12 protein-coding genes, 1 pseudogene and 1 other annotated feature are annotated in these 13,419 nt (G+C 35.2%); of the genes and pseudogenes, 9 read left to right on the forward strand and 4 right to left on the reverse strand.

Going from position 1 to position 13,419, the window contains the following annotated elements:
- Positions 1 to 89 precede the first annotated feature (89 nt).
- Together ACTJJ9_RS22600 and ACTJJ9_RS22605 are read left to right on the forward strand one after the other, a co-directional pair.
- On the forward strand, positions 90 to 323 hold the full coding sequence (locus tag ACTJJ9_RS22600; protein ID WP_145582818.1) for a hypothetical protein: 234 nt from the start codon (positions 90 to 92) through the stop codon (positions 321 to 323).
- A gap of 25 nt (positions 324 to 348) precedes the next feature.
- Positions 349 to 1,104, forward strand: coding sequence for a DUF3891 family protein (locus ACTJJ9_RS22605; protein ID WP_440768895.1), 756 nt, complete (start codon positions 349 to 351; stop codon positions 1,102 to 1,104).
- Between the two features lie 35 nt (positions 1,105 to 1,139).
- Here ACTJJ9_RS22605 and ACTJJ9_RS22610 read toward each other — a convergent pair whose 3' ends face one another.
- The 3 genes from ACTJJ9_RS22610 to ACTJJ9_RS22620 form a co-directional block, all read right to left on the reverse strand.
- Positions 1,140 to 2,072 carry an HD-GYP domain-containing protein gene (locus tag ACTJJ9_RS22610; RefSeq protein ID WP_145582814.1) on the reverse strand — a complete coding sequence of 311 codons (933 nt, stop codon included), beginning with the start codon at positions 2,070 to 2,072 and terminating at the stop codon, positions 1,140 to 1,142.
- A gap of 287 nt (positions 2,073 to 2,359) precedes the next feature.
- Positions 2,360 to 3,022 carry an SMI1/KNR4 family protein gene (locus ACTJJ9_RS22615; protein ID WP_145582812.1) on the reverse strand — a complete coding sequence of 221 codons (663 nt, stop codon included), beginning with the start codon at positions 3,020 to 3,022 and terminating at the stop codon, positions 2,360 to 2,362.
- A gap of 134 nt (positions 3,023 to 3,156) precedes the next feature.
- A complete protein-coding gene (locus tag ACTJJ9_RS22620; protein WP_145582810.1) occupies positions 3,157 to 3,894 on the reverse strand; it encodes a MurR/RpiR family transcriptional regulator in 738 nt (245 codons plus the stop codon).
- A 237-nt stretch (positions 3,895 to 4,131) separates the two neighbouring features.
- Here ACTJJ9_RS22620 and ACTJJ9_RS22625 point away from each other — a divergent pair, with 237 nt between their 5' ends.
- Both ACTJJ9_RS22625 and ACTJJ9_RS22630 read left to right on the forward strand, forming a co-directional pair.
- A complete protein-coding gene (locus ACTJJ9_RS22625; RefSeq protein WP_145582808.1) occupies positions 4,132 to 5,568 on the forward strand; it encodes a glycoside hydrolase family 1 protein in 1,437 nt (478 codons plus the stop codon).
- 105 nt (positions 5,569 to 5,673) lie between these two features.
- On the forward strand, positions 5,674 to 5,883 hold the full coding sequence (locus tag ACTJJ9_RS22630) for a hypothetical protein (RefSeq protein WP_145582806.1): 210 nt from the start codon (positions 5,674 to 5,676) through the stop codon (positions 5,881 to 5,883).
- Positions 5,884 to 5,988: 105 nt separating this feature from the next.
- On the opposite strand, the gene nagE is transcribed toward ACTJJ9_RS22630, so the two are convergent.
- The gene (gene nagE / locus ACTJJ9_RS22635; protein ID WP_145582804.1) at positions 5,989 to 7,368 is read right to left on the reverse strand and encodes an N-acetylglucosamine-specific PTS transporter subunit IIBC; all 1,380 of its coding nucleotides are present in this window, start codon (positions 7,366 to 7,368) and stop codon (positions 5,989 to 5,991) included.
- A gap of 251 nt (positions 7,369 to 7,619) precedes the next feature.
- Here nagE and nagA point away from each other — a divergent pair, with 251 nt between their 5' ends.
- The 5 genes and pseudogenes from nagA (at position 7,620) to metG (ending at position 13,266) form a co-directional block, all read left to right on the forward strand.
- Positions 7,620 to 8,816 (forward strand): N-acetylglucosamine-6-phosphate deacetylase, encoded by a 1,197-nt coding sequence (gene nagA, locus ACTJJ9_RS22640; protein WP_145582802.1) that lies wholly within the window; start codon positions 7,620 to 7,622, stop codon positions 8,814 to 8,816.
- Positions 8,813 to 9,547 (forward strand): glucosamine-6-phosphate deaminase, encoded by a 735-nt coding sequence (gene nagB, locus ACTJJ9_RS22645; RefSeq protein WP_145582800.1) that lies wholly within the window; start codon positions 8,813 to 8,815, stop codon positions 9,545 to 9,547. Before nagA ends, nagB begins: the two co-directional genes overlap by 4 nt.
- Positions 9,548 to 9,626: 79 nt before the next feature.
- A complete protein-coding gene (locus ACTJJ9_RS22650; RefSeq protein ID WP_145582798.1) occupies positions 9,627 to 10,349 on the forward strand; it encodes a GntR family transcriptional regulator in 723 nt (240 codons plus the stop codon).
- A gap of 25 nt (positions 10,350 to 10,374) precedes the next feature.
- Positions 10,375 to 11,115: an SIS domain-containing protein gene (locus ACTJJ9_RS22655; protein ID WP_145582796.1), complete on the forward strand. Its 741-nt coding sequence runs from the start codon at positions 10,375 to 10,377 to the stop codon at positions 11,113 to 11,115.
- 81 nt (positions 11,116 to 11,196) lie between these two features.
- Positions 11,197 to 11,468: a binding site (T-box leader), on the forward strand.
- A gap of 148 nt (positions 11,469 to 11,616) precedes the next feature.
- Positions 11,617 to 13,266: pseudogene (metG, locus tag ACTJJ9_RS22660) on the forward strand (methionine--tRNA ligase).
- Positions 13,267 to 13,419 lie beyond the last annotated feature (153 nt).

Consider the following 13,419-nt stretch of genomic DNA (forward strand, 5'->3'; position numbering starts at 1 on the left):
TTTTTAGAGGCAAGGCTTTTTATTTTAAAAAGGTATATTTTGGTTATTGGAGAATATTACAATATAGATTTGTAGAACAGGAGGATAAAGTGAAATATTTCTTAATTGTTTTTGCTACCTTTATATTAGCTGTTTCGTTATTTTCGTTATTTAATCAAGCGTATGATAAGTATTTAATTCCGTTAAACCAAATAGCATCTACACTTTTATTAGTAATTTTAGGAATACGATTATTAAAAAATAAGGAAAGAACGATCGGAATTATCGTGCTGGCCACTTCTGCTTTTTGCGCAGCTACCTATATAGCGAAAATTATTTTTTAAGAGTGTGAACATTGGAGGTGATATCATGATTGTCCGTGAAACAATAAGCTCTTTTCATATGACAGCCCAGCATGATCATGCATTGATGTCAGAGGAAATTGCAAGACACTTTTCTGAAGATTTATTTTTAAGTAACGATTATCGGGATGAGGCCTATATTGCTATAAGAGAGCATGATCGAGCATGGATTTGTCTAGATCAAACACCGATATGGAATGATCAGAAGCATGTCCCATATTCGTTTATGGATTACCCTTTATCACCTAAGCTTGTAATGTATACAAAAGGGATTGATGAGGTGGAGATGATCAACCAATATGCCGGTTTACTGTGTAGTATTCATTTTTCCTCCTTTGTTGATATTCGTGATTCTCGTCAACAGGAATGCATACAGTTTATCGAGCATGAGAGAAATAGACAGGAGAGATTAAACAAGCAATTAAATTATCCCAATAAGGAAGCAGTTAATCGTCACTTTCAATTATTACAGTTAGCGGATGCTTTATCTCTTTACATATGTCTAAATGAACCCGGTGCCACCAAATCTGATGAATACCCATGGTTTGTCGATGGATTTAACCCAAGCATTAATGGTGAAAAATTTGTTGCCGAATGGAAAAATCAATCTGAAATAAAGATAAAACCCTATCCTTTTACTGATGAATTTTTTATTACTTATCAAACAAAGTATGTTTCAAAATCATTAAGGGAAAAGAAAGGAATTGATTTTGCTTATCACCATACTAATTTTACGAATTGTATGATAAAGTTTGTCAGATGAATGAAATGCTAGACCTAAAGGTAAGGTGTATGAGTTTACTTTAGGTCTAATCCATTCATTTTTCGCTTATATAATTTAAGAAATGCATCAACAACGTTTGGGTCAAATTGTGTACCTCGATGTTTATGAATTTCCTGAACTGCATAGTCTAAATCAAGCTTATCCCTATACACTCGCTTTGATGTCATCGCATCAAATGTATCAGCAAGGGCAACGATTCTTGCAACTAAAGGAATGTCCTCACCCTTTAACCCTTTTGGATATCCTTTCCCGTCATACCTTTCGTGATGATATAACACAATATTTAATATGCCATTTTTATCAAAATTCGAAATATGCTTAATAATGTTATAGCCAATTACCGGGTGTTCTTTAATTAAAGTATATTCTTCGTCAGTTAATTTCCCCTGCTTTATTAAAATATGCTCAGGAACTCCAATTTTTCCTATATCGTGTAGCAGCCCACCCTCGAGTATGACGTCATATAGATGTCTCGGTAGGTTCATTTCCTTTGCGATTTCAAGAGAGAGACGCGCAACATTCTGGGAATGATTGGCGGTTAAGGAGTCCCGTGAATCAAGCGCATTAGCCAGCGCAGTTACCAATTCAATGTTTCCGCTTTTTATCCGCTGATAATTTCTCATTAACCCTGTTGAAATAAAGGTGATTAAAAAATATGTTATTAAATGAATGATATAAGTAATAGGACCTGAGAATGGTTCTGCGATGAGGAAAAAACGAACCGTAACAACAATTGCTGTCCCTAATAATAAAACCCAAATTGGTTTTTCGTAATAGCCAATCCCTAAAAAAATAACGGATAATATAAAAAATATATAAAGTTCACTATCAAATGACATGATTGGCAATATCAAAATATTTAATACGATGCTCATAAAAAGTAACAAATAAAAACCATACTTAAAGAATACTTGCTTATTAAGAAGATCATTAAAAAAATGCTTCATTTTTTCTCCTCGATTAATTAACAGTCATAAAATTCCTCTCTTTTATCGTTTCACTCGTTTTCTCTTTTTATTACAGAACTTATAGAATGATGATGAGGATTGTTCGTATTTCTTCGTAATTTTGTTTATGTATTCTGGTTCCTAGTATCTGAAGGATATTGATTGTTCAGAAGTGGCTAGTCAATAGAGAATTATTGTCTTATTTTGTTTCTAACTGCAGCAGAAAATGAGGCTATTTATGGTATAAAACGCATGAATACTTATTGTCCATGCGTTACACCTTTCGTTTATTGTGAAATTTTCTTCATATACATATACACATCTTTAGGCGGTATTTTAAGTTGGGTGGCGATTTCTGAAATTCTCTTCCCTTGTTTTTTCAGTTCCGCTATATTCGATTCTAAAGCTTTCTCGTATTCTTCAGCTAGCATGAATAACGGACTCAACAAAGATTTCCATATATCAAAGTCAGTAAATCTATTATGTTCAACTATCACATTTATCAAGGCTATCAATTCTTTCATTTTTATCGTTTGATTTCCTTCTCGTACTTGCTTTTCAGTAAGGAAACAATTTATTTCTTTCATAATTGCTAGGAAATTCTCTAGTGAATCTGCAAGGAAATTTCCGCCATTCCAGCTGCCAATTCCGTGGATTAATGTAGATACAGGGTAGTCCTTCTCATTTAATTCGATAATAAGAGGATCCCCGCACATTGTTTCATACCCAATAACAATCCAATTTGTATCCCATGAGTCCACTTCAACTGATATGAGTGAATGTCCATCTGGAGTAATCAGATAGCCAATTTGGGCTTCTTCTAATTGCTCAAAAGAGAACAGCTCCAAATTCACATATTCTTTTATTTTTTCAGTTTCTATGTTAATGAATTCTAGATTTCTTTTTATTTCAGCTTTTTGCTGGTTAGAAGCAAATTTTATATTTTGCATGATAATTACAGTCCTATTCATTAAAGAGTTAAAAGAAGATAAAAAGGAAAAATGCAGGTAAGTTAGCGCATCTTGCTACTCAAAAGACATGTTGGCATGATTAAAGATGATCGCAATACGAAAAAGAGTTTATTCTATAACTCTTCTTCTTGCTGGAGTCGATAAATTTCTCTCGCAATCGATTCCAATATATAAACAACAGGTACCTGTGTCGTGATATTTGTCTCTTCTAAATATTCTTCTGTTACATAATAAGGAATGTTAAGGTCAGATATTTTTGCAATTGTAGATAATTTATTATTTGTAATGCTTATTATTTTACTGCCTTCCTGTTTCAGCTGATGAAGATGTGTTACAGTAAATGGGTTTTCTCCTGAAACAGATAATGCAATTGTTACACTATTAAACATGAGCTTTGAGTGTATAGGAAAGTGTGGGTCCTTAATGTACATTGAAAATTTCCCTAAGCTTGAGAAATATCTCGCCCCGTATTCAGCTAATATTCCTGAACTACCAATACCGATAAAGATGACATTATCCGCTTTTGTAACAATGCTTGCAGCTTTTTTCATCTTCGCTTCGATATCCCCATTTATTGTCCGTTCGAAAAACTCCAGGAATGAATGTGAGGAGCTTTTTATCATTGGCTTTTTATTTTCCTGGACATGCATTTTAAGCTTAACTTTAAATTCGGTAAATCCTTCGCAATTTACTTTGCGACAGAAACGTAAAATCGTCGCAGTTGAGACATGTGTTTCATCTGCTAGCTCGCGAATTCTCATATATGCGACCTTTTCACTGTTTTGGATAATGTAGTTATATAAAGAGGTTTCTAGCTCATTGAATGAAGCAATGATTTCATTGGAAAACATAGGTTAAACTCTCCTTACGCAATTGCTGTAAATCACCTTGCATATTTAGTTTATCACAATGATACACTGTGTTACACAAATGAAACAAATAACTACCTTTGTTATAAAAAACTAGTTAGTTCGCGTATGTTTACGATTTTTCCAACTATCAGTATGATTTTATTATGAAGATGTTTTAAATTTATCCAACAAACAAATGCTACTTATTATGATAGTAAAATATTGGGAGGTTATTATATGAAAACATATCATTTCCCTGAAGATTTTTTATGGGGTGGAGCAACTGCTGCGAATCAAATGGAAGGTGGATTTGGTGAAGGGAACAAAGGATTAAATATTGCCGATGTTCTTCCAGGTGGTAAAGAAAGACTAAGTATTCTTCAAACACCAGGCTTTAACTTTGAAATAGATAAGGAAAAGTATTATTACCCAAATCATGAAGGAATTGATTTCTATCATCGTTACAAGGAAGATATTGCGCTTTTTGCTGAAATGGGCTTTAAAGTATTCCGTATGTCGATCGCATGGACAAGAATTTTCCCAAATGGGGATGAATTAGAGGCAAATGAAGAGGGCCTAGCATTTTATGATCGCGTATTTGATGAGCTGCATAAACATGGAATCGAACCTGTAGTGACGATTTCTCACTATGAAATGCCGGTAAATCTTGTGAAGGAATACGGCGGTTGGAGAAGCCGTGAAGTTGTGACGTTTTTTGAAAGATATGTAAATGCAATTTTTAACCGTTATAAAGACAAAGTGAAATATTGGATGACATTCAATGAAATTAATAGTGGCTTAGTAATGCCAATTATGGGACTTGGCTTCTCGATTCAAAAGGAAGAGGATCGCTATACTCCAACATTCCAGGCATTCCATCATCAATTTGTAGCAAGCGCAATTGCTGTTAAGGCTTGTCATCAAATTATTCCTGATGCGAAAATTGGCTGTATGATTTTATACGCACCTGTTTATTCATATGATTCTAATCCGAAAAATGTGATGTATGCTCTTCAGGAGGAACGATTCTTTAACTATTTCTGTGGAGATGTACAAGTTAGAGGGGAATATCCTGCGTTTATAAATCGTTATTTTAAAGAGCATAATATTAAGCTAGATATTCGCGAGGGTGACCTTGAGTTGATTAAAGAAGGTACTGTCGATTATATCGGCTTTAGTTATTACATGTCCCGTACAGAAAAGAAAGAAAAGTCAGATTTAGAAAATTCACAAGGAAACCTTATTGGCGGTGTGAAAAATCCGTTCTTAAAGGCAAGTGATTGGGGCTGGGAAATTGACCCAGAAGGTTTACGTATTAGTCTAAACCAATTATACGATCGTTACCAAGTGCCACTTTTCGTCGTTGAAAACGGCTTAGGTGCTTATGATAAGGTTGAAGAAGATGGTTCAATCAATGATGACTACCGTATCGATTATCTTCGTGAGCATATTAAAGCAATGGGTGAAGCAATTGAAGATGGTGTTGATTTAATGGGTTATACAAGCTGGGGCTGTATTGACTTAGTAAGTGCATCTTCAGGTGAGTTCTCAAAACGCTATGGCTTTATTTATGTGGACAAGCATGATGATGGCAGTGGTACGTTAGAGCGTAAAAAGAAAAAATCATTCTTCTGGTATAAGGATGTTATTGCAACAAACGGAGAAAAGCTATAAAGTATCAACAAAAAAGGGCTACCTTAGTAGCTCTTTTTTTCATGATGAAACCTTTTCCATTTTTATCCGTATAAAGGGTAAGAATAGTGAGAAAGGGTTGATAACATGGAAGCGATTATAGTTATAGTCATCATTTTTTTAGTAGGAATTTTTAATAGTAAAAATGGAATAAATGTCAGGAAAAATAGTCATTCCCACGATAGTTTTTACACTCATTCTCATGGAAATAATTTCGATACATATTCAAATACAAATGATTGTAGCTCCTTTGATACTGGTAGCGGTGGGGGAGACTGTGGTGGCGGTGGAGATTAAGAAGGATACTAAATTCAATATAGCATTTTTCAACATCTTTAATTGATAAACATAAATTAAAACGCAGCTTGATTATTATTACATACAATCAAGCTGCGTTTATTATCAGGAACGATCTATTTTTTTCATCGCATCTGCAACGAATTCTACTTCAGTACCTACGACTATTTGTAGGTTCTTTTTATTTAATTTAATTACTCCTTTTGCTCCATGTGCTTTTAGAGCAGAGTCATTCACTTTTTCCATATCATTAATATCTAAACGAAGGCGTGTCGTACAATTTTCAATCGATGAAATATTCTCTCTTCCACCAATATCTTGAATAAATTGATAGGCCATTTTTTCATATTTATTATTTCCAACATTGTCAGCTGCAGTTTCGCCTTCAATGCTTTGCTCCTCATCCTCACGACCAGGAGTTTTAAGGTTAAACACTTTTATTAGAAAATAGAAAATAACAAAATAGATAACTGCATAAATTAGGCCAACTACTAATAACAATAATGGCTTTTCAGCAATATTAAAGTTTAGCAAATAGTCAATTGCTCCTGCTGAAAAGGTAAATCCATCTCTAATTCCTAGTATTGAGGTAACCCACATTGATACACCAGTTAAAATGGCATGTACTCCATATAATAGAGGTGCAATAAACATAAATGAAAATTCTATTGGTTCAGTAATTCCAGTAAGGAAAGAAGTTAAGGCAAGGCCGATAAACATTCCTGAGGTTGCTTTTCGTTTCTCAGGTTTTGCAGTTGCAATAATTGCAAAAGCAGCTGCCGGAAGCCCGAACATCATGATTGGGAAAAATCCAGTCATGTACCCGCCTGCTGTTGGGTCACCTGCAAAGAAACGGGCAATATCTCCTGCTTGACCTTCAAACTCTCCAAATTGAAACCAGAACAGGCTATTTAAAACATGGTGAAGTCCTAAAGGAATCAGCAATCTGTTTAAAAATCCGAATAAACCTGATCCAATTGCACCTAATCCGATAATCCAATTACCAAGTCCGTTAATTGCATCTTGAATTGGTGGCCACGCAAAACCAGCAATTCCAGCTAAAATCACCATAGCTAAAGAGGTTATAATTGGTACAAAGCGTCTGCCGCTGAAAAATCCTAGCCACTCAGGCAGTTTAACATCTCGGAATCGGTTATATAATAATCCTGCGATAATACCAGCAATAATACCTCCAAGAACCCCCATATTGATGTCTTTATCAAGAGCTTTTGTTCCTTCAGTCAATACTAAGTATCCGATTGCACCGGATAAGGCAGCAGCTCCATTATTATCTTTTGCAAATCCCATTGCAACTCCAATAGCAAAAATTAAAGCTAAGTTAGCAAAAATAGCATTACCAGCATTTGCGATAAATGGAATATCTAATAAATCCGGTTGTCCAAAACGAAGTAATAGACCTGCTGCAGGCAACACTGCAATTGGAAGCATTAAAGCTTTACCAATTCGTTGTAGAAAGCCTAACATAATAATCCTCTCCTTTTGTAAAATAAGAAAGCGCTTTTCTGAATGTAACTATATCATTTTCAAATATAGATGTCTATACCAATTATTTTTTTATTTTCTAACATTTTTTTCAAGTTCGAAAAAGAATAATGTCGATAATCCCAGTAAATCAATCAATAAAGTTGTAAAGGGTTTCAACGTAAAATTGGTATAGACAACTATACTTTGGTGATGCTAAACTTAAGGTATCAACTGAAAGGAAGTATCTGAAAATGGCTGATGATAATCTTATTTTGCTAAAGGGCGTTCAAATTTATTCTGAAAACGAATTCATTAAAAAAGGGTTTATAAAAATAAAAAACAATAAAATAGTAGAATTCGGACCGTTAGAGCAACTTATTCATGGAGAAGATTTTAATGTTGTAGATGTTCCTTCGTCTTATGCAGCTGTCCCAGGCTTTATTGATGTTCATATCCATGGAGCAGATGGTGCTGATACGATGGATGCTACAGAAGCAGCACTGAAAACGATGGCTAACGCACTTCCAAAAGAGGGAACAACAAGCTTCCTAGCTACTACTATAACTCAAGATGTGGAACAAATTGAAAATGCCATTATCAATGCAGGAGAATACATTCATCTTCAACCATCACAGGGGATAGCAGAAATACTTGGGATCCACCTTGAAGGTCCATTTGTTAATCGGGAAAGAGCAGGGGCACAGCCACTGCAGCATATTATTGAGCCAGATCTTGCGCTATTTAAAAGGTGGCAAACCTTATCAAATGGAATGATTAAACTAGTTACACTTGCGCCTGAACTGCCAAACGGACTTGACATGATCCGATATTTGAATGAGCAAGGAATCGTTTCATCAATTGGTCATTCTGATGCAACCTATGAGATCGTTACAGATGCTATGAAAGCAGGAGCAAGTCATGTCACACATTTATTTAATCAGATGAGAGGGTTACACCACCGTGAACCAGGTGTTGTTGGAGCTACGTTATTACATGATGAATTAAAGGCTGAAATGATTGTCGATGGAATTCATGTAAGACCTGAGATGGTTCATTTAGCTTATAAGCAAAAGAAAAGCGATGGATTAATTTTAATAACTGATTCGATGCGGGCAAAATGTTTGAAAAATGGTACGTATGATCTTGGAGGTCAGGAAGTTAATGTAGAAGACGGAACAGCGGTACTTTCCGACGGAACTCTCGCAGGAAGTGTTTTAAAGCTAGGCCACGCAGTCAAAAATATCATCCATTATACTGGATGCTCGTTGAAGGAAGCGGTAAAAATGGCTTCGGAAAACCCTGCAAAGCAACTAAATATTTTTGAACGAAAAGGCAGTATTGCTGTAGGAAAAGATGCGGATATTATCATTTTAGATGAACATTATGACGTTCAAATGACATTTTGTCGAGGAAAGCTTGCCTATAAAAAGGGAGGAAACGAAGGATGAAAATCATTGAGGTTAATGACTATCAACAAATGAGCCAAGTAGCAGCAGAATATATTATGAAAAAGGTTACTAATAATCCTGCTATTCATTTAGGACTTGCTACAGGTGGAACTCCAAGTGAAATGTATAAAAATTTAATCGTGGATCACAAGCAAAACGGAACCTCCTATGAGCATGTAACTACTTTTAACTTAGATGAATATATTGGACTTTCTGGAGAAAACCCAAATAGTTATCGCTATTATATGGATAATCATTTGTTCAATCATATTAATATTGATAAAAGGAAAACACATATTCCTCTTGGTAATACGACTGATAGTCAAGCGGAATGTAACAGATATGAACAATTAATTAATGAAAACGGGATCGATTTACAAATATTAGGAATTGGTCAAAATGGTCATATTGGTTTTAATGAACCAGGTACGTCTTTTAGCTCGAAAACCCATGTCGTTACGTTAGCACCTTCAACTATTCAGGCAAACGCAAGATTTTTTAAGACGATTGAAGAGGTGCCAACAAAAGCAATAACGATGGGGATTTCCACCATTATGAAAAGTAAGGAAATATTGCTTTTAGTATCAGGAGAAAGCAAAAAGGATGCAGTTAATAAGCTTATAAACGGTGAGATAGACGAAAAGTTTCCTGCATCTGTGTTGAAAAATCATCCATATGTTACAATAATTGCAGATAAAGCGGCAGTTTCAGGTATGAAAACGACCTGTTAACTCTATAATGCGTTCTTAAACGTTGTATGTGTGAAAACTATCGCTGTCGAGTTTAATTGGGAAAGGTGAATTAAGGAGAATGATTAACAAAAATTCCCCCATTCCACTTTATTATCAACTAAAAGAACATATTAAAGAAATGATCGAAAAGGGCGAGCTAAAGCCTGGTGATTCACTTCCTCCAGAAAGGGAATATGCTGAAAATCATCAAATTAGCCGAATGACAGTTAGACAAGCCTTTACCGAATTAGTTAATGAGGGATATTTATTTCGTTTACAAGGAAAGGGAACTTTTATTGCTGAACGTAAAATAGAACAGCCTCTTCATGGCTTAACAAGTTTTACAGAGGATATGAAAGCCAGAGGATTTGAGCCAGGAAGTCAATTAATCCAATTTGAAATCGTCCCATCAACAAGTCCGATTGCAAGGCAACTTCTTATACCTGAATACGGACCTGTATATGAGATAAAACGTATTCGATTAGCTGACGGGGTTCCTATGGCTTTAGAAACAAATTATATTTCTGCCAATTTAATTAAAGGGCTTACAGAACAAATTGTGAACCAATCTCTGTATGCTTATATTGAAGAAAATTTAAATCTTAAAATTCATCAAGCTTCACAAATTATTGAATCCTCTATTGCTAGTCAAACGGAAGCGAATTATTTAAAAATAGCAAAAGGATCACCTGTTATGCTCATACAACGAAATACGTATTTACAAGACGGTACTCCTCTTGAATTAGTTAAATCAGTATATCGTGCAGACCGTTATAAATTTATGATTCAGATGGAGCGGTAAAAACTTAAAATATTGGAGATATAATATGTTTAATCATTATTTTCATAAACTTATTGAACTACTATCTACTATCGAAGAAGACGAAGCTGATAATATTCAAACAGCAGCAAGTAAAGTTGCCCGATCGATCCAAAATGATGGTATTGTTCATGTGTTTGGCTGTGGTCATTCTCATATGCTGGCTGAGGAGCTCTTTTATCGTGCAGGTGGCCTTGCAACAATTAACCCAATTTTAATAGAAGAGTTAATGCTTCATAAAGGGGCAGTAAAATCCTCTCAATTGGAAAAACAGCATGGATATGCTAAACAATTTATGGAGACAGTTGGAATTCAAGCGAATGATATCGTAATTGTTGCTTCTACATCAGGTAGAAATCCGGTTCCAATTGAGGTTGCTGAATTTGCTAAGCAACAGGGGGCTTATGTCATTGCGATTACATCTCTCAATTATTCGGAGCATATATCCTCAAGGCATAAAAATGGAATGTTTCTCTCTGATGCATCTGATCTAACAATAGATAGCCATATTATGGTGGGAGATGCCTTACTAAACCATGAATTACTTAATGTTTCGTTCGGATCAGGTTCAACAGTTATTGGAGTTGCCATCGTCAATGCCATCATAGTTGAGGCAGTTAAATTGATGGTTGAAAATGAGTTTACTCCCCCAATTTTTAAAAGTGGCAATGTTGATGGATCAGAAGAGTATAATCGGGAATTAGTTAATCGTTATAAAGGCAGAATTCCTTTGTTAGGAGAAAACTAAGATTGCTACGTCCACTTATAAAAAAAATCTTCCTATATTGACTTTAGGAAAAATTTTGCATAAACTGTTTGTAATTATCAAATAAAGGCAATGAAGAGAAAAAGTAAAATGACTTTGTTTTACACAGAGAGCTTCGGTAGCTGAAAAGAAGCAAAAACATTGATTTGAAAAATGGTCTCTAAGCTTCGTACTGAACATACTTTTTGCATTAGTAAGCTACGACGAGATTTGGCACTCGTTATCAATGTCACAGTATAAGAGTAGATGTATTTATCCGTACTTGCAGAGGCAGATGGTGTGAACTATTTGCGAATTAAGGTGGTAACACGTGGAATCCAAACCTCGTCCTTAACTATTTCAGTTAAGGACGAGGTTTTTTGTTTTTTCTAAAAAGCACAGGAGGAGCGTGTAAATGGGAGTGGCGATATTATCAAGCCGAGAGAACTCCCGGACTGCAAGAGGATAGCGACAACCAAGTATAACAAAGTTTTCTATAAAAATTTGAGGAGGGTTTTAATGAGTATTTTTATTGGTGGAGCATGGGCTTATGCAAATGGTTCTTTACATCTTGGCCATATATCAAGCCTATTACCTGGTGACATTTTGGCTAGATATTACCGTTTAAAGGGAGATAAGGTTTTATATGTTTCAGGTAGTGATTGTAACGGGACACCGATAACAATTAGAGCAAAACAAGAGGGAGTTTCACCAAAGGAGATTGCCGATAAGTATCATCAAGAATTTTTAGATTGCTATACAAAGTTAGGTTTTTCATATGATGTTTACACGAGAACTGATAGTCCCTTGCATCATAAAATTGTTCAAGATATATTTTTAGAGCTACTTGAAAAAGGATTTATTTATCAAAAGGAAATCGAGCAAACGTATTGTGAATATGACCAGCAATTTCTACCTGACCGTTATGTTGAAGGGATATGTCCTAATTGTGGTGCAAATGCCAGGGGTGATCAATGTGATGTATGTTCAAGTGTATTAGAACCAACTGAATTACGAAATAAATTATGTAAAATATGTGGGAAACCGCCTACGACAAGGAAAACGGAGCATTTTTATTTTTCGTTAAGTTCCTTTCAGTAAATTTTAGAAGCTTTTACAGAGGAAGCTCAGAATCAAAAGCTTTGGCGTGAAAATGCCATATCATTGACGAAAAGGTACTTAAAGGAAGGTTTACGAGATCGAGCTGCTTCAAGAGATCTTTCGATTGGAGTAACTGTTCCTGTGAAAGGGTTTGAGTCAAAAAAAATCTATGTTTGGATTGAAGCGGTTTCGGGATATTACACGGCAAGTAAAAAGTGGGCAAAGGAAACAAATAGCGATGATTCGATATTTTGGAATGAAACAACAACGTCTTATTACGTACATGGGAAAGATAATATACCATTTCATTCAATTATATGGCCAGGTATATTAGCGGGACTTGAAAAAAGTCCACTTCCTACACATATCGTTTCAAATGAGTATTTAACTTTAGAAAAGAAGAAGCTATCTACGAGTAAAAATTGGGCAGTGTGGATTCCAGATATGTTAGAAAGATATGACCCAGATTCCATTCGTTATTTCTTAACAATTAATGCTCCGGAAAACCGGGATGCTGATTTTTCCTGGAAGGAATTTATTTATAGTCATAATAGTGAATTGCTAGGGGCATATGGCAACTTTATTAATAGAACATTAAAATTTATCGAAAAGTCATTTGATGGTGTGATTCCTGATAGTAACATAGATTGGACGGTTCAGAATAAAGTGAAACAGCTTTATGAAGAAGTAGGACAAAGTATTGAAACTACTTCTTTTAAACAAGGGCTAGAACGAGTTTTCGAGCTTGTCAGATACTCTAATAAATACTTTGATGAACAGCAGCCGTGGAAACAGATATGTGATGATATCGAGGGTTGCAAGCAAACCTTAGCAAATTGTGTTTATCTTATTGGGAATTTGGCACATGTTTTAACTCCATTTCTTCCGTTTTCAAGTGAAAAGGTGAAGGCGATGCTGAAAATATCTGAAACAAGCTGGAATCCTATTTTTATTAAACCGATCGTATTATCGAACGTTAATCCGTTATTTGAACGAATAGACACGAGGAGAATTGTCGAGGAGCTTGAAAGGTTAACAAGTAAGACTGTTTAACATGTAAATGTAAAGAATCAAATTCCTCTAATTTAATCAAAACCACCAGTGAGAACTGGTGGTTTGCTCTGCGGCTAAAAGCCTCTCTTTCCGGCCTCGGCCTTAAAGGCCCACTGAATGGGTTTCCCTTTTGCACCACATTTACTCACTAAT

The organism is Metabacillus sp. 22489 (genome assembly GCF_052044855.1).
Lineage (GTDB): Bacteria > Bacillota > Bacilli > Bacillales > Bacillaceae > Metabacillus > Metabacillus niabensis.